18 protein-coding genes are annotated in these 21,649 nt (G+C 42.6%); 4 read left to right on the top strand and 14 right to left on the bottom strand.

Annotation, left to right across the window (positions count from 1 at the left end):
* Window positions 1–24 precede the first annotated feature (24 nt).
* Window positions 25–186, bottom strand: a complete 162-nt coding sequence (locus tag BLR93_RS12095) for a YvrJ family protein (protein WP_093214900.1) — start codon at window positions 184–186, stop codon at window positions 25–27.
* Between the two features lie 29 nt (window positions 187–215).
* Window positions 216–461 carry a helix-turn-helix domain-containing protein gene (locus BLR93_RS12090; protein ID WP_093214897.1) on the bottom strand — a complete coding sequence of 82 codons (246 nt, stop codon included), beginning with the start codon at window positions 459–461 and terminating at the stop codon, window positions 216–218.
* Between the two features lie 353 nt (window positions 462–814).
* Here BLR93_RS12090 and BLR93_RS12085 point away from each other — a divergent pair, with 353 nt between their 5' ends.
* Window positions 815–1,927 carry an NAD(P)/FAD-dependent oxidoreductase gene (locus BLR93_RS12085; protein ID WP_093214895.1) on the top strand — a complete coding sequence of 371 codons (1,113 nt, stop codon included), beginning with the start codon at window positions 815–817 and terminating at the stop codon, window positions 1,925–1,927.
* A gap of 54 nt (window positions 1,928–1,981) precedes the next feature.
* Here the strand turns inward: BLR93_RS12085 and BLR93_RS12080 are convergent, their stop codons facing one another.
* The 3 genes from BLR93_RS12080 to BLR93_RS12070 all read right to left on the bottom strand — a co-directional run bounded on the left by BLR93_RS12080 (window position 1,982) and on the right by BLR93_RS12070 (window position 7,209).
* Window positions 1,982–5,407 (bottom strand): hypothetical protein, encoded by a 3,426-nt coding sequence (locus tag BLR93_RS12080; RefSeq protein ID WP_093214892.1) that lies wholly within the window; start codon window positions 5,405–5,407, stop codon window positions 1,982–1,984.
* Between the two features lie 132 nt (window positions 5,408–5,539).
* Window positions 5,540–6,718: an aminotransferase gene (locus tag BLR93_RS12075; RefSeq protein WP_093214890.1), complete on the bottom strand. Its 1,179-nt coding sequence runs from the start codon at window positions 6,716–6,718 to the stop codon at window positions 5,540–5,542.
* Complete coding sequence (locus BLR93_RS12070) at window positions 6,715–7,209, bottom strand: Lrp/AsnC family transcriptional regulator (protein WP_093214887.1); 495 nt, start codon at window positions 7,207–7,209, stop codon at window positions 6,715–6,717. The genes BLR93_RS12075 and BLR93_RS12070 overlap by 4 nt, the downstream gene beginning before the upstream one ends.
* 327 nt (window positions 7,210–7,536) lie before the next feature.
* Here BLR93_RS12070 and BLR93_RS12065 point away from each other — a divergent pair, with 327 nt between their 5' ends.
* Window positions 7,537–9,138, top strand: a complete 1,602-nt coding sequence (locus tag BLR93_RS12065) for an amidohydrolase (RefSeq protein ID WP_093214883.1) — start codon at window positions 7,537–7,539, stop codon at window positions 9,136–9,138.
* Window positions 9,139–9,191: 53 nt separating this feature from the next.
* Here the strand turns inward: BLR93_RS12065 and BLR93_RS12060 are convergent, their stop codons facing one another.
* The 4 genes from BLR93_RS12060 to ilvD all read right to left on the bottom strand — a co-directional run bounded on the left by BLR93_RS12060 (window position 9,192) and on the right by ilvD (window position 13,743).
* Window positions 9,192–9,761, bottom strand: coding sequence for a GNAT family N-acetyltransferase (locus BLR93_RS12060; protein ID WP_093214880.1), 570 nt, complete (start codon window positions 9,759–9,761; stop codon window positions 9,192–9,194).
* Between the two features lie 197 nt (window positions 9,762–9,958).
* Window positions 9,959–10,798, bottom strand: a complete 840-nt coding sequence (locus tag BLR93_RS12055) for an ABC transporter permease (protein ID WP_093214877.1) — start codon at window positions 10,796–10,798, stop codon at window positions 9,959–9,961.
* Complete coding sequence (locus tag BLR93_RS12050; RefSeq protein WP_175559341.1) at window positions 10,795–11,796, bottom strand: ATP-binding cassette domain-containing protein; 1,002 nt, start codon at window positions 11,794–11,796, stop codon at window positions 10,795–10,797. The genes BLR93_RS12055 and BLR93_RS12050 overlap by 4 nt, the downstream gene beginning before the upstream one ends.
* 264 nt (window positions 11,797–12,060) lie before the next feature.
* The gene (ilvD, locus tag BLR93_RS12045) at window positions 12,061–13,743 is read right to left on the bottom strand and encodes a dihydroxy-acid dehydratase (protein WP_093214875.1); all 1,683 of its coding nucleotides are present in this window, start codon (window positions 13,741–13,743) and stop codon (window positions 12,061–12,063) included.
* Between the two features lie 847 nt (window positions 13,744–14,590).
* On the opposite strand from ilvD, the gene BLR93_RS18530 reads away from it, so the two are divergent.
* Window positions 14,591–14,728 (top strand): PspC domain-containing protein, encoded by a 138-nt coding sequence (locus tag BLR93_RS18530; RefSeq protein ID WP_245690137.1) that lies wholly within the window; start codon window positions 14,591–14,593, stop codon window positions 14,726–14,728.
* Between the two features lie 488 nt (window positions 14,729–15,216).
* On the opposite strand, the gene BLR93_RS12040 is transcribed toward BLR93_RS18530, so the two are convergent.
* Window positions 15,217–15,993, bottom strand: coding sequence for a glucose 1-dehydrogenase (locus BLR93_RS12040; RefSeq protein WP_093214871.1), 777 nt, complete (start codon window positions 15,991–15,993; stop codon window positions 15,217–15,219).
* A 307-nt stretch (window positions 15,994–16,300) separates the two neighbouring features.
* On the opposite strand from BLR93_RS12040, the gene BLR93_RS12035 reads away from it, so the two are divergent.
* Window positions 16,301–16,777: a M15 family metallopeptidase gene (locus tag BLR93_RS12035; RefSeq protein ID WP_281241712.1), complete on the top strand. Its 477-nt coding sequence runs from the start codon at window positions 16,301–16,303 to the stop codon at window positions 16,775–16,777.
* Window positions 16,778–17,278: 501 nt separating this feature from the next.
* On the opposite strand, the gene BLR93_RS12030 is transcribed toward BLR93_RS12035, so the two are convergent.
* From BLR93_RS12030 to BLR93_RS12015, 4 genes are read right to left on the bottom strand one after another with little or no spacing between them, the layout of a single operon-like run.
* Window positions 17,279–18,283 (bottom strand): NAD(P)/FAD-dependent oxidoreductase, encoded by a 1,005-nt coding sequence (locus tag BLR93_RS12030; protein WP_093214866.1) that lies wholly within the window; start codon window positions 18,281–18,283, stop codon window positions 17,279–17,281.
* Window positions 18,284–18,319: 36 nt separating this feature from the next.
* Window positions 18,320–19,282, bottom strand: coding sequence for an ABC transporter substrate-binding protein (locus BLR93_RS12025; RefSeq protein WP_093214864.1), 963 nt, complete (start codon window positions 19,280–19,282; stop codon window positions 18,320–18,322).
* Window positions 19,283–19,294: 12 nt separating this feature from the next.
* Window positions 19,295–20,311, bottom strand: a complete 1,017-nt coding sequence (locus tag BLR93_RS12020) for a FecCD family ABC transporter permease (RefSeq protein ID WP_245690136.1) — start codon at window positions 20,309–20,311, stop codon at window positions 19,295–19,297.
* Complete coding sequence (locus BLR93_RS12015) at window positions 20,308–21,360, bottom strand: FecCD family ABC transporter permease (protein ID WP_093214862.1); 1,053 nt, start codon at window positions 21,358–21,360, stop codon at window positions 20,308–20,310. The genes BLR93_RS12020 and BLR93_RS12015 overlap by 4 nt, the downstream gene beginning before the upstream one ends.
* Window positions 21,361–21,649 lie beyond the last annotated feature (289 nt).

Below are 21,649 nucleotides of genomic sequence, written 5' to 3'. Positions count from 1 at the left end.
CTTTATAGAAAGCTTGGCAAGCACCTACTTCTTGGACCGCTTTAATGAGTGGGATAGCTCAGTGATGACTGCTTCTAAATTCTCTATTCTTTTCTCAAACCTAAAGAACAAATAGACAGTGATGGCGATGGGAAAGCCAAAGTTACCTAACAGGGTGATCCAAAGCGGGAATTCAAATGAATTCATCTCTTTCGCCTCCCTTCTTAGATTGACAACTAACTTATGTTGCTCTCTACCTGGGACTGAAAGTCAAAAAAACCTGGGACGGTTGTCGTGTCATAGTTAAGCACAGCTTCTACTACTTTCAATTGCAAATCCTGGTGAAGATCCTCCCTATTTCTCTCTTCTGTCTGATAAAGAGACCTCTTCACTTTTGGTTCAAACAAATCCAAAATTGTCATTAAGGCGGACGGGTTACTCTTTGACTGGTTCACTAATTGATATAATGACTGCTCCTCCATTCAATAACCCCCTAGACCATATTAGCTTGCTTATTATATAAAGAAGCCCTCATCTCCCATCTAACAACCTGTATTCCTAAAAAATTCTATTTTATCTTTATTTTACAAGAGGAACGAACGTTTGGGTATTGGGAATTCTCCCCAGCAAATCAAGCGGTTATCACCACATTTACATTCCCTCTTTCCTCTTTGTTCCATAAATGGTTATATAGTCCTCTAAAATATGATACAGAATGCTTACAAGGGAAGTTTTCAGGGCCTCATTTCCGTCTCGTCAGCTTTCCTTTGCTGCCTCTGTCTGATATATTCGTAGCACAACAACAAAGAAATTTAATCGTTAGGATGATAAGTTTATGAAATATATAGTATTAGGCGCTGGCATTTTAGGTGCATCGACCGCCTATCACCTTGCCAAAGCTGGAGCTGATGTAACCATTGTCGATAGAAAAGACACCGGACAAGCGACTGCCGCAGCTGCCGGGATTGTTTGTCCCTGGCTCTCACAGCGCCGGAATCAAGCGTGGTACCAGCTGGCAAAAGGAGGCGCCCGTTACTATCCATCATTGATTTCCGAGCTCGAGAAGGATGGGGAAACGGAAACTGGTTACGCACAAGTAGGTGCCATTAGCTTACATAATGATGAAAAGAAACTGGATGGGATGGAAGAACGTGCCTTTAAACGGCGGGAAACTGCGCCGGAAATCGGGGAAATTACCCGCTTGACTCCTGATCAAACAAAAGAAATGTTTACGCCCCTTTCCGATGGAATGGGAGCAGTTCATGTAAGCGGGGCTGCCCGTGTCGATGGGAGATTGCTTTTAGATGCTTTGTTAAGGGCCGCCCAGGTTCATGGAGCAACTATTATCCAAGGAAGTGGTGAACTACTCTTCGAGAAAAATCAAGTGAAGGGTGTCACTGTTGCAGGGGAAAGCCTGGCTGCAGATAAAGTAATTGTTACCGCAGGAGCGTGGGCCAAGGAATTGCTGGCTCCATTAGGGGTCCATTTCGCCTTGGAATTTCAAAAGGCCCAAATTGTCCATTTAGAGTTGCCTGACAATGATACAAGCAGCTGGCCGGTAGTCATTCCACCCAGTAATCATTACTTGCTCGCTTTTGACAACCACCGGGTAGTAGTAGGTGCAACACATGAAGATATCTCCCACTTTGATCACCGGGTAACTGCAGGTGGGATACAGGAAATCCTTTCGAAAGCCCTGGAAACAGCTCCTGGCTTGGCCAATAGCAGCTTAGCCGAAACTAGAGTTGGGTTCCGCCCCTTCACTCCAGGCTTTTTGCCCGTTATTGGTCCACTGCCGGGTTACCAGGGCATTTTAATAGCGAATGGCCTCGGTGCCTCCGGACTTACCATGGGTCCTTATCTAGGAGCAGAGCTGGCCAAATTGGCTCTCGGCGAGGAAGTCGAGATTGCTATCGAACGATATGACGTAGCAGGCGCACTAAAATAGCGGAAAACCAATTGATAAAACAGCCTGCAGGGAAGAAATATTCCCTGCAGGCTTTTAATTCCAATCTTTCAATGTGGAATAAATTTTCTTTAGCTTTTGCTCTAATTTCCCTTGTTTGCCTTCCTTCTTCCGTTGTTTCTGCCATTCATTATAGCTTGCAACGCTGATTAGGGTGAAGCCTGCAACAAGCAAGTACCCCCACCAAGGCATATTTCCCCAGTAAGGTTTCGTTTGATAAATCACATTAAAAAGCAATGTGCCAACCCCTACTAAAAAATAGGATTTCATCCGCAGCTGCATGCCGGCAAGCATCGATAACAAAGACAGGCTGCCGATTATTAACGCATCCCAAATGGTTCCGCTTTGGATGGCGTCAATAACTAAATAAGCAGTAACGAATAATAAAACGGCCAATTGGACTTGGTTCATTATATGCTTATAGCTGCGCCAAATCGTCAAACTTAAATAGATGGCTATCAATAAAAATGGAAATATCGTTATCTCACCGGAAATAATTTCTGGAATGGAATTTTCATAAGCATCCACTAGTAAATAATACGCCGGTAAAAGACTAATAAGAGATAAAGTGCGTACAATTCTTTGGGTAAGTATGCGAGTGAACCTTTTCTCCTGGGCAAATAACCAGCAAGCCAGCAGCAATACTGGAATAATTTTAATCCAAACGCTGTCATACCAGCTAATAAAAGTAGCAGCATATCCCAGGTATAACATTCCTAAGATGCTGTACCAGTCCACATAATATGGGTTCGCATCCAAGTGGTAGAAACGCTTGAAGAGCATTCTTCCCGCTGCAGACAATATAAGAAAACTGGCCAGTGACATAAGGAGCAATTGATAATCATCTAATAAATAGCGTTCCTGCTCCCACATTAAGAATGTCGCAGCTAATGGGATGACAACCCCCAGAGACCATTCTCTTCTGTGCCAAAAGAACAAGTTAAAAACAACATATAACAGGAATAAAACTATCTCGCTGACTGATTCTGTTCCCCGATTTGTCAGCAAGTAATAGAGTCCAATATTAGAAAAAGGAATGAGATACCATTCAAGGCGTGCTTTCCAGTCAGGACTGACCAGCAGCCAAATGAAACCGATGATGATACTCGAGACCGCCCAATGGTAAACATCAGGGATGGTTTCGAACCAGCCATAATACGAGCAAACAGTACTCAGAATAACCGGAATCATCGTCAGCGCACCATACAGAAATAGCTTTCTCTGCCATTCGGCAGGCTTCACCAGCATACTATATACATAGGTGCCTAATATTAGGAATAGAAGAACCGGGCTAACACTTGGCCGGTACATCTGATCTACCAACATCAAGCCTAATATACATAATTGGGAACTATGTGCCACCCAGAAAAAGTACGGCTTCAGCTCTTTAATTTTTTGACCAACCACATGATAGACCACTAAAAGTACAATCGGCCCAAATATCATATAAATAATTGCTGAGCCAAAGGTTTCAAAGGAGAGCGGGCTTAATAACGACATGTAAAACGCCAGAGCAGCAAGCGCAACAAGCAGCCAGATAGGTTTAAGAGACATACGTCGAGCCAGCCATACAAACACCGCAATACCGATAAACAAAATAGCAGGCCGGACAATATTAACATCAACGGTTATACTCATATCCAACAATAAAATTACTCCAAATAAATATGCGCCCTGACCCGCATAAAAGGTGGAACGGCCTAATCGTCCTTCGTAGAAGGTTTGCCAGCCAACACTAACCGCCAGCATTAACAGCCCAGCAGCAGCAAAGTGGAATGGCCGGTTAAAGAAATCACTATATGCCTGCAGCTCTCTGACCATTTGCGGGTATAAAACTAGTAAAGCAAGCAGCCAACTTCCTGCATGTGCCCCAACTGCCAGATTGATAATTTTCTTTGGCAAATCTGCTTTGCTCACTAATACAGCAACAATCCCAAGCATCGCCAGCAGGAATGCTGTTTTTAAAAATTCTTCAAATAAAAAGGGATAAGCGGTTGCTAAAATCATCGCAGTGATGCCTAGATAAAAACTACTTGCTTTTATTGGATGAAGGTAAATATTTTTATTATACAATCCGATCAGCAAAAATAGCAGCATACCATAGAAAAAAATGAATATCTCCGGGTTGCCCCATTGAAACGTCGTGTCAAATACTGACCAGGACTGGTAACCGGTAATCAGCAGAAAAAAGGGCGCCAGCCAGCGGAAGACCATATAATTCACCACATATGCCAAATAGGTATATGTAGCTGCTATCACTAAATAGGCAAGCAGTAAAACGAACGATGCTTCGCCATCCTTTAACAAGAGCCCCTGCCAGCTAATATAAATAAAAGCCAAAAATGAAATGAAACCACTAGTGTATTGAAATGCCTTTGAAATGAAATGATCGCTTTTCGCTGCGTAGGAAAAGCCGAGATAAACCGCTCCTGCTAACGCATAGATGAGCCAGTCGACAGTTTGCAGCGCTGAATGTTCAACCAACTGATAGATGCCATAAACAAAAAGTGCAGAAAATACAAATTGGTACTCCTTCTTCTTATATACAAATACCATAGACATATATAAGGAAGCTGTTACTAGCAGATTAAAACTGTAAAATAGCTCCTGATTAAACAGGAACATCATTAGTAATGTAGAAATAACAAGATTCAATTGGGTATAGGCAGGAAGTTCTTTTACAAAAATAGCGATTTTACTGTTTGCATGGAAATGATGATAAACCATTAGTAATACTCCATTAAATACCATCATCAAAAAATAAAACATATCTATAGAAAGCGGAAGCGCGGCCAATGCAAATCCAACCGCACAGGACAAAAACAGATAGGAAATCCATACAAACAAACGTGAATGATGCCTGGCAGCGTTTCTAATATATAAGGGAAGCGGTAAAACGGCTCCCAGCAACCCTAATAAATATCTTCCTTCTCCCGTCAAGGAAAGATAACTTCCCAAAAGTTCAAAATAGCCAATCGCTATCACTGCGATTGGAATCAGTAATCCACCAAGGACTAAAAAGGCAAACGCAGTCTTTTCAATCCTTAACAATCGGCTTGATATCCCGCTCAATGCCAGGAAAAAGACGGAGACAAAAAGGATTGAAAACACTTTCATAACTGCCCCCAGCTGATCCCAAGTACTAGTTGCTACTACAAGGCCGCCGATTAAAAGAAAAATAACCCCTAATATTAAAGACCATGTAATATTGCGCTCCCTGATTTGTTCTGCTGTCAATCGCTTTTTCTGCTTCGGTACTTTGTCCTTCGCAGGACGCTTTTGTTTCGGCGACTGGTTCGTACTTAACGAATCTGTTCGTTGCTCATTTCCATTATCCAGATACCCATTATACGCATCAAGAAAGACTTGGTAATGCTCAGCACTCATCCATCCCTCTTTTCTCATCTTCACCATTTCTTCTTTGACGATAGCTTCCCGCTGTTTACGTGACGGTCCTTCCACGCTTCCACCCCTCTCAGCCAGTAAACAAAACATTTAGTGTAATTTTACACTAAATGTTTTGTTTACTCAAACTCTTTTTTGCGCCAAATACAAAAAAGCCTTTACGTAAGACTTGCTGTAAAGGCCTTTTAACTATAATATTCTTTTTTGGACAAACCTTCCGATACGCTCAATTGCTATTTGCAAATTTTCCATGGAAGCTGCATAAGAACAGCGGATATGCCCTTCACCGCCTTCGCCAAACACCGCACCTGGGACAACGGCTACCTTCTCTTCTTTTAATAACTGTTCTGCAAATTGTTCAGAAGACAAACCGGTTTTGCGAATAGATGGAAAGGCATAGAAGGCTCCTCCTGGACGATGGCATGGAAGGCCAATTTGGTTACTGGCCTTAACAAAATAGTTTCTCCGCTGACGATAACTGGCCACCATTCTTTCTACATCCTCCCGGCCATTTACCAAAGCCTCCAGCGCCCCATGCTGTGCGATTGTCGGAGCACACATCATCGTATATTGGTGAATTTTCAACATCGCCTGCAAAAATTGTTCAGGCCCAGCTAAATAACCAAGACGCCAGCCCGTCATGGCAAATGCCTTGGAAAATCCGGAAATAATTATTGTTCTTTCCCTCATCTCTGGCAGCCTGGCAATACTATAATGAGGCCGGTCATAACTCAACTCTGCATATATCTCATCAGACAGCACTAACAAATCATGCCGGCAGATCACCCTTGCGAGCTGTTTGAGTTCCTCTTGTTCCAGAGTCGCTCCAGTTGGATTGTTAGGAAAACAAAGTAAAACAATTTTTGTTTTTTCGTTAATACGTTTTTCTAATTGGTCAGCCGTCAGTTTGAATTCATTCTCCGCAGTAGTTTCTATCGGAACAGGAACACCTCCTGCCAGCTGAACAATTGGTGCATAGGCAACAAATCCCGGCTCAGCAATTAACACTTCATCTCCAGGGTCTATCAACGCCCGGAATGCAATATCAATTGCCTGGCTTGCACCGGTTGTAACTATAATTTCTTTATCGGCTTGATAGTTGACATGGAACTGTGAATCTAAGTACTTAGAGATAGCCTGCCTTAACTCTAGTAAGCCTGCATTGGCTGAGTAAGCCGTGTACCCGCTTTCCATCGCTGCATATGCTGCCTCGCAAACATTCCAACTCGTTACAAAGTCAGGCTCTCCTACACCAAGTGAAATCACATCATCCATTTCGTTGGCGAGGTCAAAAAATTTTCGGATGCCGGAAGGTTTAATGTTTCTGGCTGTCTCGGAAAGATAACCTTTTTTGGAAAGCTGCTTCATGGTGATACCACAGCTCGTTTATCTTTTTGTTCTGGTTCAAATATCACTCCATCATGTTTATACTTTTTCAGTAAGAAATGAGTGGTAGTAGATAGGACAGAATCCAGAGTAGATAGCTTCTTGGATACAAAGAAGGCTACCTCTTTCATTGTCTTCCCTTCAATTTGTACTGACAGATCGTAGGCTCCGGACATAAGATAAACGGCTTTTACTTCCGGAAAACGGTATATCCGCTCTGCCACGCCGTCAAATCCAATTTCACGCTTTGGAGCGACTTTCACATCAATCATAGCAGTCACTCCATTATTAACGGGAGTATGATCCCAATTGATTACCGCCTGGTAATTGAGAATAATATTCTTATCTTCTAAGAATTTAATTATATCGCTTACTTCCTGTTCCTCCAGTTCCACCATATCAGCGATCGTTGAAATAGAAGCTCTTGCATTTTCCTCCAAAATCCCCAATATCTCCATTTCCTTTTCATTCATTGATGCTTTCCCCCAATTCTGTTATCCATGATGCCAAGCTGTAATACTTAAGGGCAAGGGCATCATTTACACGTTTTTCAAGTATAGTTTTCGTTACCCTATCTTTTTGTCCATTAAAAGTCAAACAGCTTATAAACTCTCTGTAAAATCAAATAATCCCTGTTTATATGCGAAATCTTTTGAAAATAAGTAAGCTAAATTATAACATAAACAGCTCGGAAATAGCTGTAATTTTAACAGACCTTCACAGCCTTTTTCTTTCTGGAAACTGTTAGCCGAGAAGAATGATGGGTATATATCTGAAAGAGTTTATTTAGGAGTGTTTTTATGAAAATAATTAATAATATTCGCTTGTATAGACCTGACAAGGATGACGGCCGAAACAGCTTACACCATATGGAAATAGAGGGTGAAACCATAAAAGCAATTCGTCCAGGATTATCTAAACAGAAAGGGAATCATATAATTGATGGTAAGCAAAAAGTTGCAGCTCCCTCTTTTGTTGATTCTCATTTACATCTTTTGCGTTACGGACTCATGGAAAAAGAGCTCGATCTTAGGGAAGTTACCTCCTGGGAACAAATGAAAAATCTCATTCACAACAACTTTTTGGAAAAAGAAATGGAAGAGAACGACTGGGTAATCGGAAGAGGGTTAATCGACAGCCAGCTCTCGGATTTGGACCACTTGCTGACAGCAGATGATTTGGATGAACTCGAATATAATAAATCAGTTTTTATCCTGCACGATGACGGTCATGAATGTATAGTTAACCATAAAGCCTTATCCATACTTCAGCAAGAAGACGACTTGATGAAAGGGCACGGGCAATTTATCGAAAAAGGCCCAGATGGGGAATGGACAGGCCGTTTCAAGGATTCTGCCGTTCACTTTATTAAATTCCATTTTCGCCAAAAGAGTGAACAAGAGATATACGAAGCAGTAAATGATGCTATGCCCCATCTCATAAAGAACGGAATTACTTCCGTTCATACTGATGACCTTAATTATGCAGGTGATTACCACCGCCTATGGAAGGCTTATACAAGCCTGGAAAAAGACAATCGCTTAAAAATTGATGTGCAGCTTCACCATTACGTTTACCAGCTTGCTGATATGAAAAGGTTCTTATCAGAGAATAAACTGCGGACTGGAGAAGGCACCGCCCAAGTAAAAATAGGCGCTTTCAAAATCTTTTTAGATGGGACCCAACGGCTCCATACTGCTGCATTGCGTCAGCCATATCATGATAAACAGGATACAAGCGGCAATCTCATTTATACACAGGATGAACTAAACAAAATGGTCGAAACCGCAGACATTAATGGGATGCAGGTGACCATGCATGCAATCGGCGACCGTGCAGTGGAACAGGCAATTACCGCGCTTGAAAAAACGGATACCAGCAGGCTTCGCCATCGAATAATTCATGCCCAGGTACTGGCACCTGACCTGTTAAAAAAATTGCAGAAGTTAAAGCCATTTTTGGAGACGCAGCCAGGATTCATAATGCAGGAATATGACCAGACAGGGAAATGGGTCGGAAGGGACCGCGAGAAATACTGTAACCCCTGGCATACGGTGGACAGCTTACTTATTCCGTTTACAGGCAGTTCTGACTCTCCGATAGGCCCGTTAGCTCCATTGATGAATATATTTGCCGCTATCAACCGGACAGATACGCAAGGAAACCCCGCCGGCGGTTGGATTCCGCAAGAAAAATTAGCTTTAGATCGTATCTACCGTGCTTACAGCGAAGTCCCTGCCCGATTGGAATTTAATGAAAAAAGCAAAGGAAAATTGGAGGCAGGCTATCAAGCTAATTTTGTCCTGCTTTCGGAGCATCCTGCTCTAGTGGATCCAAAAGATATAAAGGACCTTACAGTAGAAGCGACGTGGAGTAGAGGTGCATGCGTTTTTCAAACGTAATGCTGTATGTATCCTGTTAGATATAAAAAAAGTAGAAACTATTTATGCAGTTTCTACTTTTTTGTATTTGCATGCTCAACAATATTGAATCTTGCCATCAAAATAGTATGATAGTAATTTCCATCAGATAAAACTTTGTCTCTTTTTAAGACCCCTTCTTCTTCAAACCCATGTTTTTTATAAAGCATAATAGCTTTCTCATTTGTTTCCAAAACCTTTAATGTAATCTTTTTAATACCATTGGAGTCTGCCCAATCTATAGATTCCCTTAAAAGGTTTTTCCCTATTTTATAACCCCAATATTCCTTTAATACACAGAGGCCAAAATCTACTCTGTGAGAACTCCTTTTTAATTTGTTTCCCTGACACCTAGAGAATCCTACAATTGTTTGGTTAACTTCTGCCACTAACAATAAATTGTTCATACTTACTGTATCATCTTTAATAATCTGTTTAAAGCCTGATTCACTTATATATGCCTCGCCTTTTTCTCTATCTAAGTTTTCTGTTTCGCCATCTGCTTGCAACCTTACAACAGACAAGCTTTTCGCATCTTCTTCTATTGCAGGTCTTATAATATGACACAAATTAGCATAATGGTATTCCTTTGAATTACCTATCATTGTGCTTCCCACCTTCTGCTCCTTTTTCACCATCTGCACGAATTTTAGCCCATTAAAGCGAAGCGCAATTCCAAATCAAGGAATTGCGCTTGTTTACTAGTCATTAAGATACCACCCTGTAATATGCATGTTAGGTCCGCCAATGTCCAAGAAATACATCAGCAATGCCGGCTTAGCACCAGCAATACACATATCCTCTATTTTTTGTTGCGGTATAAATACATCGTCATAGGTGCAAATATAACAATAAAAATAAGCGAGGCTAACAGTACCCAGCCAACCTGTGCACCTGTAACTCCTCCATGCATCAAGCCTCTAACTGCCGCTACCAGCAGAGAGATAGGGTTAATATCAACGAAACCCTGAAGCCATGACGGTAAGGTCTCTGGATCAACAAAAACATTACTGACGAACGTGAGGGGAAACAGGACTGTCATGCTCACCATCATCAATGATTTCTCCGAACGCATAATCAATCCGAGCGTCGTCCAGACCCAAGATAAACTAAAGCAGAAAATCAGCAGCAAAGCTACCGATCCCAAAATACCGATAAAACCCCCGTCCGGACGAAACCCGAGAATAAGCCCGAGGATAATCATGATGGATGAGGCCATGGTGTATCGGACAGCGTCGACAAGCAATGAGCCGATCAGTGCAGAGGGCAGCCATATCGGCAAGGTGCGGAAACGGTCAAATATACCTTTTCTAATATCATTGTTTAAGTCTATTCCCGTGTACATGGTGATTTGAGCGACGGTCATGACGAGTATTCCCGGAAGTAAAAACTGTAAATAATCACTCGTCGAGCCAGCAATTGCTCCACCAAATAAATAAGTAAACATGAGCAAGAAAATAATAGGAAAGACGGTCACATCGAATAACTGCTCTGGAATATGCTTAATGCGCAGCAAGGCGCGCGAAGCAAAAGTAACTGATGAATTGAACGCATTAGGCGGGCTAGGTCGCTTACTTGATGCGACCGCATCAAGCAGCTGATCATTCCTGCCTTGCTTGCGCATCTCTGCTGATTGTGTCATGGTTTCACCTCTTCCTCTTCTTTTTCATCCATCGGCTGTCCTGTCAGTGTCAGAAACACTTCATCGAGACTAGGCTGGCCGAGAGAGAAAGTACTTACATCTATATTCTCTTTTGCTAATTCCCCAAGAGCCTCCGCCCCAAGAGAGGGATCAGCAACTTGCGCAGTAAGTGAAGCAGGATCGGAAGCAGGGTGAATACTAACGGCCAGCTTACTGGCCAGAACATCAATGGCTTTTTCGCGTTCTTGAGGGTCCACAAGCGTGACATTCAGCGTACCAGTGCCGACGGAGGATTTTAACTCGCTGCTGGTACCCTCCGCAATGATCTTACCCTGGTTAATGACGGCAATCCGGTCAGCAAGTTGATCTGCTTCTTCTAAATACTGTGTCGTAAGTAAAACCGTTGTACCAGCACTTACCAGGGTCCGTATAATATCCCACACTTGATTGCGGCTGCGCGGGTCCAATCCTGTTGTCGGTTCATCAAGAAATAGGAGGTCAGGAGTTACCACGATGCTGGCAGCAATATCAATCCGGCGGCGCATACCACCTGAATAATTTTTCACCTGTCGTTTTGACGCGTCTTCCAGGTTAAAGGCGCTTAGTAATTCATACGCCCTGTTTTTTGCCTGTCTTCGCGGGTAGCCCATCAGTCTGGCAATCAGGACGAGATTTTCTATACCAGTTAAGTCTTCATCAATGGATGCATATTGCCCCGTCAAACTAATCCGGCTTTTGATTTCTTCCGTTTCGGAGTTTAAATCATGACCAAATATTAGGGCCTCTCCAGCGTCTGGCTGAAGCAATGTAGCGAGCATCCGAATGGTCGTTGTTTTTCCAGCCCCGTTTGGCCCTAAAAAACCATAGACAGTGCCTTGGGGGATAGATAAATCAACTCCATCGACGGCACGGTGTTTCCCGAATACTTTGACAAGTCCTTTCGCTTCGATTGCCATCGTTGTTTGTCGTATCTGATTCTTATCACTCACAATTCTCATCCTTTACTGGTTATTGGTTACAGGCAGGTGCCATTGTATAACTCAATGATTTATAATCGATTCCAGGCATGATTGAATATTACCTGCAATCACTTTTCCGGAAAAGCTATACACTAACTATATGCCGGTAAACCTTCTCCAAAAACCTTTTCATTCATCCGTAAGGGAATTCTATTTTTTCGCCTGTTATTCCTGCTTTTTTTCCGATTCATATTATTTATTAAAAAAATAACGCTGGCTATTTAACATGCCAGCGTTTTTGGGTTATTCAAAATGGTCTGTAACAGCTCCTTTGGAAGAACAGGATACATTGTGGGCATACTTGCCCAATACTCCTTTCCTGTAGAGCGGCGGAGCTGTCCATTCTTTACGTCGCTGCTCTATTTCCGCTTCGGACACTTCCATGATGATTTCCTGCTTATCCGAATCTATCGTAACAGTATCGCCCTCTTTCAAAAATGCTATCGGACCGCCAACTTGTGCTTCTGGTGCGATATGGCCCACCACCAAACCGTGAGTGCCGCCGGAAAAACGGCCATCGGTCAGTAAAGCAACTTTTTCTCCTAACCCCTTACCGACTAAAATGGCTGATATTGACAGCATTTCCGGCATACCAGGTCCGCCCTTGGGGCCTTCATAGCGAATCACCAGCACATCGCCTTCATTTATTTCATTATTTATGACAGCCTCTGTCGCTTCCTCTTCCGTATTGAATACTCGAGCTGGGCCAGTATGGCGTTTTACTTTCACACCTGAAACTTTTGCAACGGCGCCGCTTGGAGCCAGATTTCCTTTTAAGATAACCAAGGGGCCATTTTCCCTGTATGGCTTTTCAAACGAAAGGATAATCTCCTGCCCCTCCGCGAGTGACGGAGCTTTTGCTGCATTTTCGGCGACTGTTTCTCCGGTGATGGTGATGCAATCGCCATGTAGATAACCTGCTTCAAATAGCAGCTTCATCACTGCCGGCACACCGCCGACCCGGTGCAAATCCTCCATGACATATTTGCCGCTTGGCCTCAAATCAGCAATATGAGGCACTTTTTTCTGTATCCTATTAAAGTCATCGATGGTTACATCAACATCGATTGCATGAGCGATGGCGAGCAGATGGAGCACTGCATTGGTCGAACCTCCCAAAGCCATCACAACAGTTATCGCATTTTCAAAAGCTTCTTTTGTCATTATGTCTTTTGGATAAATCCCTTGTTCTAACAGGCGGTAGGCTGCTTTCCCAGCAGCTGTACAATCCTGCAGCTTATGTTTGGACTCGGCCGGGTTGGAAGAGCTTCCCGGAAGACTCATGCCCAATGCTTCCACAGCTGTTGCCATCGTATTAGCCGTATACATCCCTCCGCAGGAACCTGCACCCGGACAGGCATGGCACTCAATCCCGTGCAGCTGTTCATCATTGATATCTCCGTTATTATGCTGGCCAACACCTTCAAATACAGAAACAATATCCAGCTTTTGTCCGTTATGGTACCCGGGGGAGATCGTACCACCGTACACAAACACTGCCGGTACCTCTGAGCGGGCAATCGCAATCATACAGCCGGGAATGTTTTTATCACAGCCGCCGATAGCCACATAAGCATCCAGGTTTTCTGCCCCAACCACGGTTTCAATCGAATCAGCGATAACGTCTCTGCTCGGAAGTGAATAACGCATCCCTTGTGTACCCATAGAAATGCCATCAGATACAGTGATCGTATTAAAGACCAAGGGAACACCGCCAGCTTCCCTGGCCCCCTCCTTGGCCTTGACAGCTAAATCATGAAGGTGAATATTGCAAGGCGTTACTTCACTCCATGTACTGGCAACACCAATCATCGGCTTTTTAAAGTCCTCATCCGTTACGCCCACAGCACGCAGCATCGCCCGGTTTGGCGCACGTTTAGGATCGTCACTGAATACTTTACTTTTAATCCGCAAATCTTTGTCCATTATGTAATCCTCCCTCTTTCTTTCTAACAACTATAATAGCTTTTACAAAAGAGTTCAATCTATTTATTCTATTCTGAAAAATTAATTAATAATGTTTTGTGTTTCTGCCAAACAAGCTAGTCCCGTTGGAAGTAGTCTGGATCTGGCAAGCCATTCCTGCCAAATCTCCAGAGATAATATGAGTTTATAAGCAACCTGAATTAGAGTAACCTATCTTAGTGAACGGTGGTCGTTCCACCAAAATCAATTTTTCTCGTAATGTTTAATTACAATCAAGTTAATGAAAACATAAAAAACATTTAAATTTTGGAGGCGACGTAAAAATTCCTTTTTAATCTAAAGGGGCTGTCAAAGTTTGCTGTTGATTCCACGAATCGGTTAGCGGTGGATGCTTGCCGCGGGCATGCCTCAGCTAACTTGGTCAAGAAGATCACTTGGCCAAGTGGATCTTCGGCTCGTGCTGTTCCCGCAGGCGTCACCACCGATTGACCATCGCGGAATCAACAGAGCCTAATTTAAAGAGAGTGAGGGATTCGATGCTCGACCGTCAATTATCCATGAATGTAAGTCACGCTGTAGCTGATATGGGCCAAATTCACGGTCGTGATAATTTAGTTTTGAGGATTACAACTAAATCATATCGAGAGTCTCTGCCTTCTCACACTCGTTATTACAGCAAACAATCTTATAGTCTCGCTTATCATGCTAACGGTGTGACTAAATATCTTTACTTTTAATTGATAAAAAGCCATCCGTTTCATTACTCTGGATGGTTTTTTATCATTTAGAAAATATGAAAATGAAAAGCCATGGAATTTCGTGTTAACCTTATTGGGGAGGGGTTAAATTGAAGAAAAAAATAAGAAAATCATCAACAGATGCGGTAATATTTGGAGTTTGCGAGGGTATAGCCGAGCATGCATTACGGTATATCTTCTACCACAGTAAGACTCATATCCTCCTGCTAATGTATTTGCTTATTTAATTCTTGGCACCATTATGCTTGATAGTCCGCCTTCATTGTAGTCTTTATGTATCTAAGAAGAAGGGCATGCGTTCAGAAAAAATAATAATAGAGCGCGTGTTTATTCCAGGCCAGATTACACTATATATCGGGACTTGATTAAATATCAGGGAAAACAGGACGTTTCTTTAGTGACTGCTGCGATGGTACTTCGGCAAAATAAGAGAGAGATCGAAGTGTATCAGCGACACGAAAGTGTGCAACCATCGCTTACACACAAAAACTCCCCTGTGACATGGAAAATCCTCTGCCACAAGGGGTTTTTTTACAGTTAAACTTTATTATAGTAAGGAAATAATAAAACTAATTACCACAATTGCTCCAATAATCATTAGTATTGTTCTTAACACGTTGTTCACCCTCTCTTCAAACCTGCTTAATTACATTATTCCCTTGGATGACTGTCAGGCAAACGCCTTTATGTCATCCGGAATTTATTTCCTCGCTTATTACGCAAGCTGTGAAGGATACAGCGTCATCCCACCATCGACGAAAAGCGTCGTTCCTGTTACATATTCTGCTTCATTTGAGACTAACCATGCAGCAGCAGCAGCAATTTGGTCAGGTTTCCCAATTTTGTTCATTGGGATTTTTCCGAGGGTAGCGTCTTTCTCTCGTCCTTCCTTCTCCTCTGCTGGGTTTGCTGGAGTTTCGATTGTTCCAGGAGCAATGGCATTGATTCGAATTCCCCTGCCTGCATACTCTAATGCAAGCGTCTCGGTCATCATCTTTAAACCGCCCTTTGTGGTTGAATAATGCACATTGTGTACTTTCGGTATTTGCTGATGGACACTTGAAATATTAATGACACTACCCCGCACATCATGGTCCAGCATATACTTAATGGCTTCTCTCGAACCCAGGAAGGCACCTGTAAGGTTAACTTCCAGCACTCTGCGCCAGTCATTCAAACTTAGTTCATGAGAAGGACAGCCACTGCTGAATCCCGCATTATTGACCATTACATCGATCGTTCCATACCTCTGTATCGCTGCATCAATTAACTGCCGCATACCTTCTTCTCTTGAAATATCTGCTTCGACAGCTAAAGCATCACCGCCTAGTTCTTTTATCATGTTGACTGTTTTTTCTGCTCCCTCGGGATCACTGTGATAATCTACAATCACATTCATATTTTCTTTTCCGAACCGAATAGCAATTCCTTGCCCGATTCCTTTGGAAGATCCAGTTACAATCGCCGTCTTGCCAGATAAATCCGGATACATACAATCGCTCCTTATTAATAGGTTGATATAGAACTAAATACCCAATTAAACATGGTTGGAAACCAAATTAGCCTGGTCAATCTATTACTCACTGTTACACATTATCTAGCTTGTTTTATTGTGGACTGTCATTAAATTATGGTAATCTCAATTTGTATATCTATGATTTTTGATTTATATCTTTCGACAAGAATTCAGAGACACGAAGGGAATAAGATGTGTGAAGGTTAATATATTTATTTGGTTCATTATTCTCTCGGCCTGTATCCTGTTCGTCGTCCTTTATCTGGAAAAAGAAGGTTCAAACATAAACCAGAACGAGGGGAACATAGAAAGAAATGCAGAAATGCCTGAGGAATTACACCCTATCGTAGAACGGAAAAAGAATAAATTAGTGGATCAGGCAGAAAAGCAGGGAATAGACGTGGTTATTACAGAAGGAATAAGGACAATTGAAAGACAAAATGAATTGTATGAACAGGGACGATCTGCAGAAGGGAATATCGTCACCTATGCGAAGGGCGGTGAGTCTTACCACAACTATGGGCTTGCTATCGACTTTGCGCTGCAAAATCAGGATGGCAACGTTATATGGGATACCTCCTATGACGGCAATGAGAATGGAAAGTCTGATTGGATGGAGGTAGTGGATATTGCCAAAGACTTAGGATTTGATTGGGGTGGCGACTGGACTAGATTTAAAGATTTCCCCCATCTGCAAATGGACTTCGGTTTAAGCATTTATGAACTGAAACAGGGAAAACGACCAGATGACCCTAGATAAGGTTATCAAATAAACGAAAAGAGATTGGGACAAAAGGTTAGTGCCCAAAGCAAAAATCGAACGATGATTCGAAAGCCTCAACATTCGAACTCGTTCGATTTTTGCTGTTCCGATGTTTAAGATAACCCGCGGGCATGGCTTAAGCCTCCTTGAAAATAAAGGAGGCTTAAGCCGTGAGATGATGGGCTGTGGTTGAAAACAGTACACAGACTTTCAGCGGAGGAAATCCACGGAGACTCCTGCGGGAGGAAAAGGCCTCGGTGAGACCCCGCAGAGCGCTAGCTCGAGGAGGCTCACCAGCCGCCCGCGGAAAGCGTAGTGTATTTCCGTAGCGCCGTACTAAATTTATCCGATCCAATTAAGAGATTACTTATTGTACATTGCCATATATATTCCATTTCGTCATCAATCGAATGGTTGAAGATGGCCTTTTAAAACTTCCTCTTTTTGAAATTGGATGTATGTTATGTCCCAACCTCTTTAATGTGAGAAAACTAGTTATTATTCATTTTTATATACTACTGTGCTGTAAACTTGGGCGCTCGCCTTGGGGTTGATGTATGATTTGGCGCTGTTGACGGCTGTACTTGCCTCCGTATAACCAGAAGCAATTAACATCGACTTATTCGAATAATGAACGGCATCTCCTGCTGCAAAAATTCCTTCTATATTGGCTGACATGCCAGCATCAACGGTTATTTTATTTTTTTCGGTACGTAAGTCCCAATGTTGGAATGGAGCAGGTTTGAAGCTAATTCCTTGATACACCAGCAACTGGTCAACAGAAATTACTTCTTCCTCCCCGGTGCTTTGGTCAACTATTTTTGCTGCTTCAAGCTGTTGGCCGCTGCCGATCAATTCTGCAACTTGAGAAAACATTTTAACCTCTACGGAGGATTCATTTAACCGTTCCTCATCACCATCGCCCATATGCTGAAATGCTCCATTGCCGTTTACTACAATAACTCTTTGAGCAACAGACTCCAAAGCTAATGCCCAATCTACCCCGACACGATTCGGCGATACTACCATCACAGTCTTGCCAGAAAATTTTTCCATATTATTTATTGTATAGTTGATTTGGCTGTCTTCATAAATGGAGGCATTGGCAGAAGAAAGACGCTCCGCTTCATAGATGCCGAACCCGGTAGCAATAATTACTGTCTTAGCATAATGCTTCTCTTCTGTATTGGTTGTTAAAGTAAAGGTACCATCCTCTTGCTTGACAATATTTTCGACATATTGGCCGTAAACAATAGCAGGGTCGTGTTTGGAGGCCTGCTTTATCATCTGTCCGACCAGCTCTTCCCCAGATATTTTCGGAATTCCGCCGATATCGTATAGGTATTTTTCCGGATAAAACTGCGCCACTTTACCACCCAGCCGGCTGTTCGACTCAATCACCTTGGTTTTCATGTCCCGCATGCCACTGTAAAAGGCTGCAAACAAACCTGTCGGACCCCCGCCGATAATGATTACATCATATAATTCATTCTCGTTTGCCATGTAAAAAACCCCTTCTTATATCAAACAACCTTGCTGTTATTTCCTGCTGTTTAGCATCAAATCTAATTGAATCTCCAATTGTTCCTCTAAAGCAATCGGATCAAAATAAAAAAATTCATCTAAATTAATTTCGTACACTTGGTCATTTTTGACTGCATCAAGTGACTGCCATACATTGCTGTTTTTGATTTCTTCAGCCCGTTTGTCGCCTCCATCATCTCCGTACACGGATAAGAAGATATGATCTCCTGCGACATCCGGCAGCGATTCCAGAGAAATCTCCAGATAAGGCTGGTCATCAATTAATTCTTCTTGAACCATCTCTGGCGGATTCAAGTCTAACACATTATATAAATTGTATCCGCCTCTCCCCCACTTGTTCCCATATACATATATATGGTTTGCCCAGATTTCAACAATAGAAACTGTTTCATCTTCGCCAATAACGCCTTCCAGCTTCTCTTTGGCTTTTTCTCCTTTCTCCTCAAATTGAGCAATCCAGTCCTCTGCTTCCTGTTCTTTCCCTAAAATGCCGCCAAGCATTTCCATTTCTTCTTTTACATGGTGTTTGCCATATTCAATCAATACAGTTGGCGCCACCTTCTGCAGTTGCTCATACGATTCCTGATCTGCAGCAATAATAAGGTCTGGATCTAATTCAATAACCTTTTCGACCGAAACAGGATTTCCGATATCTTCAATGTCACTGACTTGGTCCTGAATAAACGGGTTATCCAATTCTGTAGGAATCGCCCCGATTGGCTTTTCATCTAATGAAAGCAAGTGTCCTACATAATAAGAGGTGACAACCTTTTCCGGATTGACAGGCACTTCTGTTTCTCCTGCATCATGCGCCGCTGTCCTTGTATCTGTTGTCTCTTCACCCTTTTCCTCGCTTGTATTCCCATTTTCTGCAGAATCTTCCCCATTGCCTCCACAACCGACTAAAGCAATGGCTATCAATAAACTCAATAATGAATAGATTAGTGACGTCTTCATGATCGTCCTCCTTTAATTTGTTTTTAAAAGTAAGTAAATAAAATATGGAGCTCCCAAAGCTGAAACTACAATACCAACTGGGATTTCTGAAGGTGCCAGCAGGTTTTTCCCTACTGTATCGGCTATCAGCAGCAGTAAAGCTCCCATCAAAGCAGAGGCTGGCAGCAGATACTGGTGTTTAGGGCCTATTATTCTTCGAACAAGATGCGGGGCCACTAATCCGAGAAAAGCAATGTTGCCGGCAACAGAGACACATGCTCCGGCAAGCGCAACAGCAACCAGCAGCATGATTGCCCGTTCTTTTTCCACATGAATACCGAGCCCTGCTGCAACTTCATCCCCCATATGTATGATGTCTAGAGAGGATGCTTTTAGAAATGCCAGCGGAATCAACACAAATATCCAAGGTAATATCGCCAGTACATAACTCCAATCACTTCCCCAGATGCTGCCAGATAACCAGGTAATCGCCTGCGAGAAGTCCTGCGGATCCATTTTCAATTGAATGATAATCAGTATCGCGTTAAATCCTGAATTTACGCCAATTCCTACCAATATCAGCCTAACAGGCGCTATTCCCTGCTTCCAGGCAAAAATATAAATCAGGATAGCAGCGGATAGAGCCCCTGCTAAAGCTGCCGCAGGCAAAAAATACGTCGATATTCCCCCAAGCTCTGCAATGGACCCTTGGAAAAAAAATATAAACAGAACTACTGCCAAGCCTGCTCCAGCATTGATTCCGACAATCCCTGGTTCTGCAATATCATTTTTAGTAATTGACTGAAGAATTGCTCCTGAAACTGCCAAACCTGCTCCAACCAATATAGCGATCACTATTCTTGGCAGCCTAAACTCGAACAAAATCAATGCATTCTTTTCTCCGCCGTTTCCTATGAATGTTTGGAAAACTTGTCCAGGTGTAATGGTGGCTGCTCCAGTATTGAGACAAACCAGAATTGCAAGTACCAGGAAGAGAAAAAGTGTACCCATAAATAAAAACGGATGGTTCTTCATGAAGTTATTTGTCATTTGCTTTCCCCTCCTTTACTTCGCGCCAAATAAAGGAAAAAGGGAACTCCAATTGCTGCCGTAAGGGCTCCGACTGGGGTTTCAAAAGGCGGATTGACCATGCGCGCCCCAATATCTGCAAGCACTAATAACAAAGCGCCAATGATTGCTGCACAAGGTATGATCCAGCGGTAATTGACACCGACCAAAAACCGGGTAATATGCGGTACTACTAGACCAAGAAATCCAACAGCTCCCGCTACAGACACTGCCGCACCAGTTAGCATCATAACTGCTAACACTCCTGCGCATTTCGTCCAAAAGGTCCGCTGGCCAAGTCCTCTGGCTACTTCTTCTCCCAGATTCAACACAGTAATTGAACCAGCAATCAGCAAAGCGATTGCCATACCAACCGCCCCAATCGGTACTAATAGCTGAACACTAATCCACTTAGCCCCAGCAAGGCCGCCGGCATACCAAAAACTCATGTTTTGAGCAACATCGTTATATATGGAAATTCCGGAAGAAAGGGAACGCAGCAAAGCACCGACAGCGATACCTGCCAGCGCTAGTTTAACAGGCGTCAGTCCGCTCTTTGATAACGATCCTATGCCAAATACGAGTACAGTTCCTAAGCCTGCACCCATAAATGACCAAAACATTAATCCAGAGTAGGCCATTCCCGGAAAGAAAGAAAAAATAATTGCCAGTGCGAATGCTGCACCGTCCGTTATTCCCATGATTGATGGAGCTGCTAAAGGGTTTCTGGTAATACCTTGAAGTATCGCACCTGATACAGCTAGAAATGCACCGACAAGAGCACCTGTGACAGCTCTTGGCAAACGAACTTCCCTTATAATCTGATGGGAAGTCAACTCAGGATTAAAATCAAAAATGGCAGCCCATACAGTTTTCCATTCGATATCTGAAGCTCCAAGAGCAATGGAAGCAATCATGACCAGTATGAGCATAAATGCCCCTGCAAACATAATAATGGCAGCAAGGATTGGTCGGGACCCACGCCTGCTCGTTGTCTCTGCTGCTCGTATTCTTTCTTTTCTGTCTGCCATCGAATCCAACCCTTTACTTAATTAGAGAAATAAGTTGATTACTCCTATAAATAAAGGGAGTCATTATCTGGAGTAAGGATATAATACTAACTTTCCCTAAAAAGCGTTTAATTTATATTTTTCTTTATTCCTTATATAAATGAGAATCATTATCATTATAAAGGATTCTCTTAATAAATCAAGTGTTTCTATGCCTAATAGGAGGCTTCCTTATCTCATTTCAACGTAAAATTTCAGTTATCGCAATGGATTCGACTTGTTGATTAGGAAGGACAAACACGTGGAATAA

Origin of the sequence: Sediminibacillus albus (assembly GCF_900101125.1) — a bacterium.
GTDB lineage: Bacteria > Bacillota > Bacilli > Bacillales > Amphibacillaceae > Sediminibacillus > Sediminibacillus albus.
The sequence above is the reverse complement of the archived record's forward strand: the minus strand, read 5'-3'. Positions and strand labels throughout refer to the sequence as shown.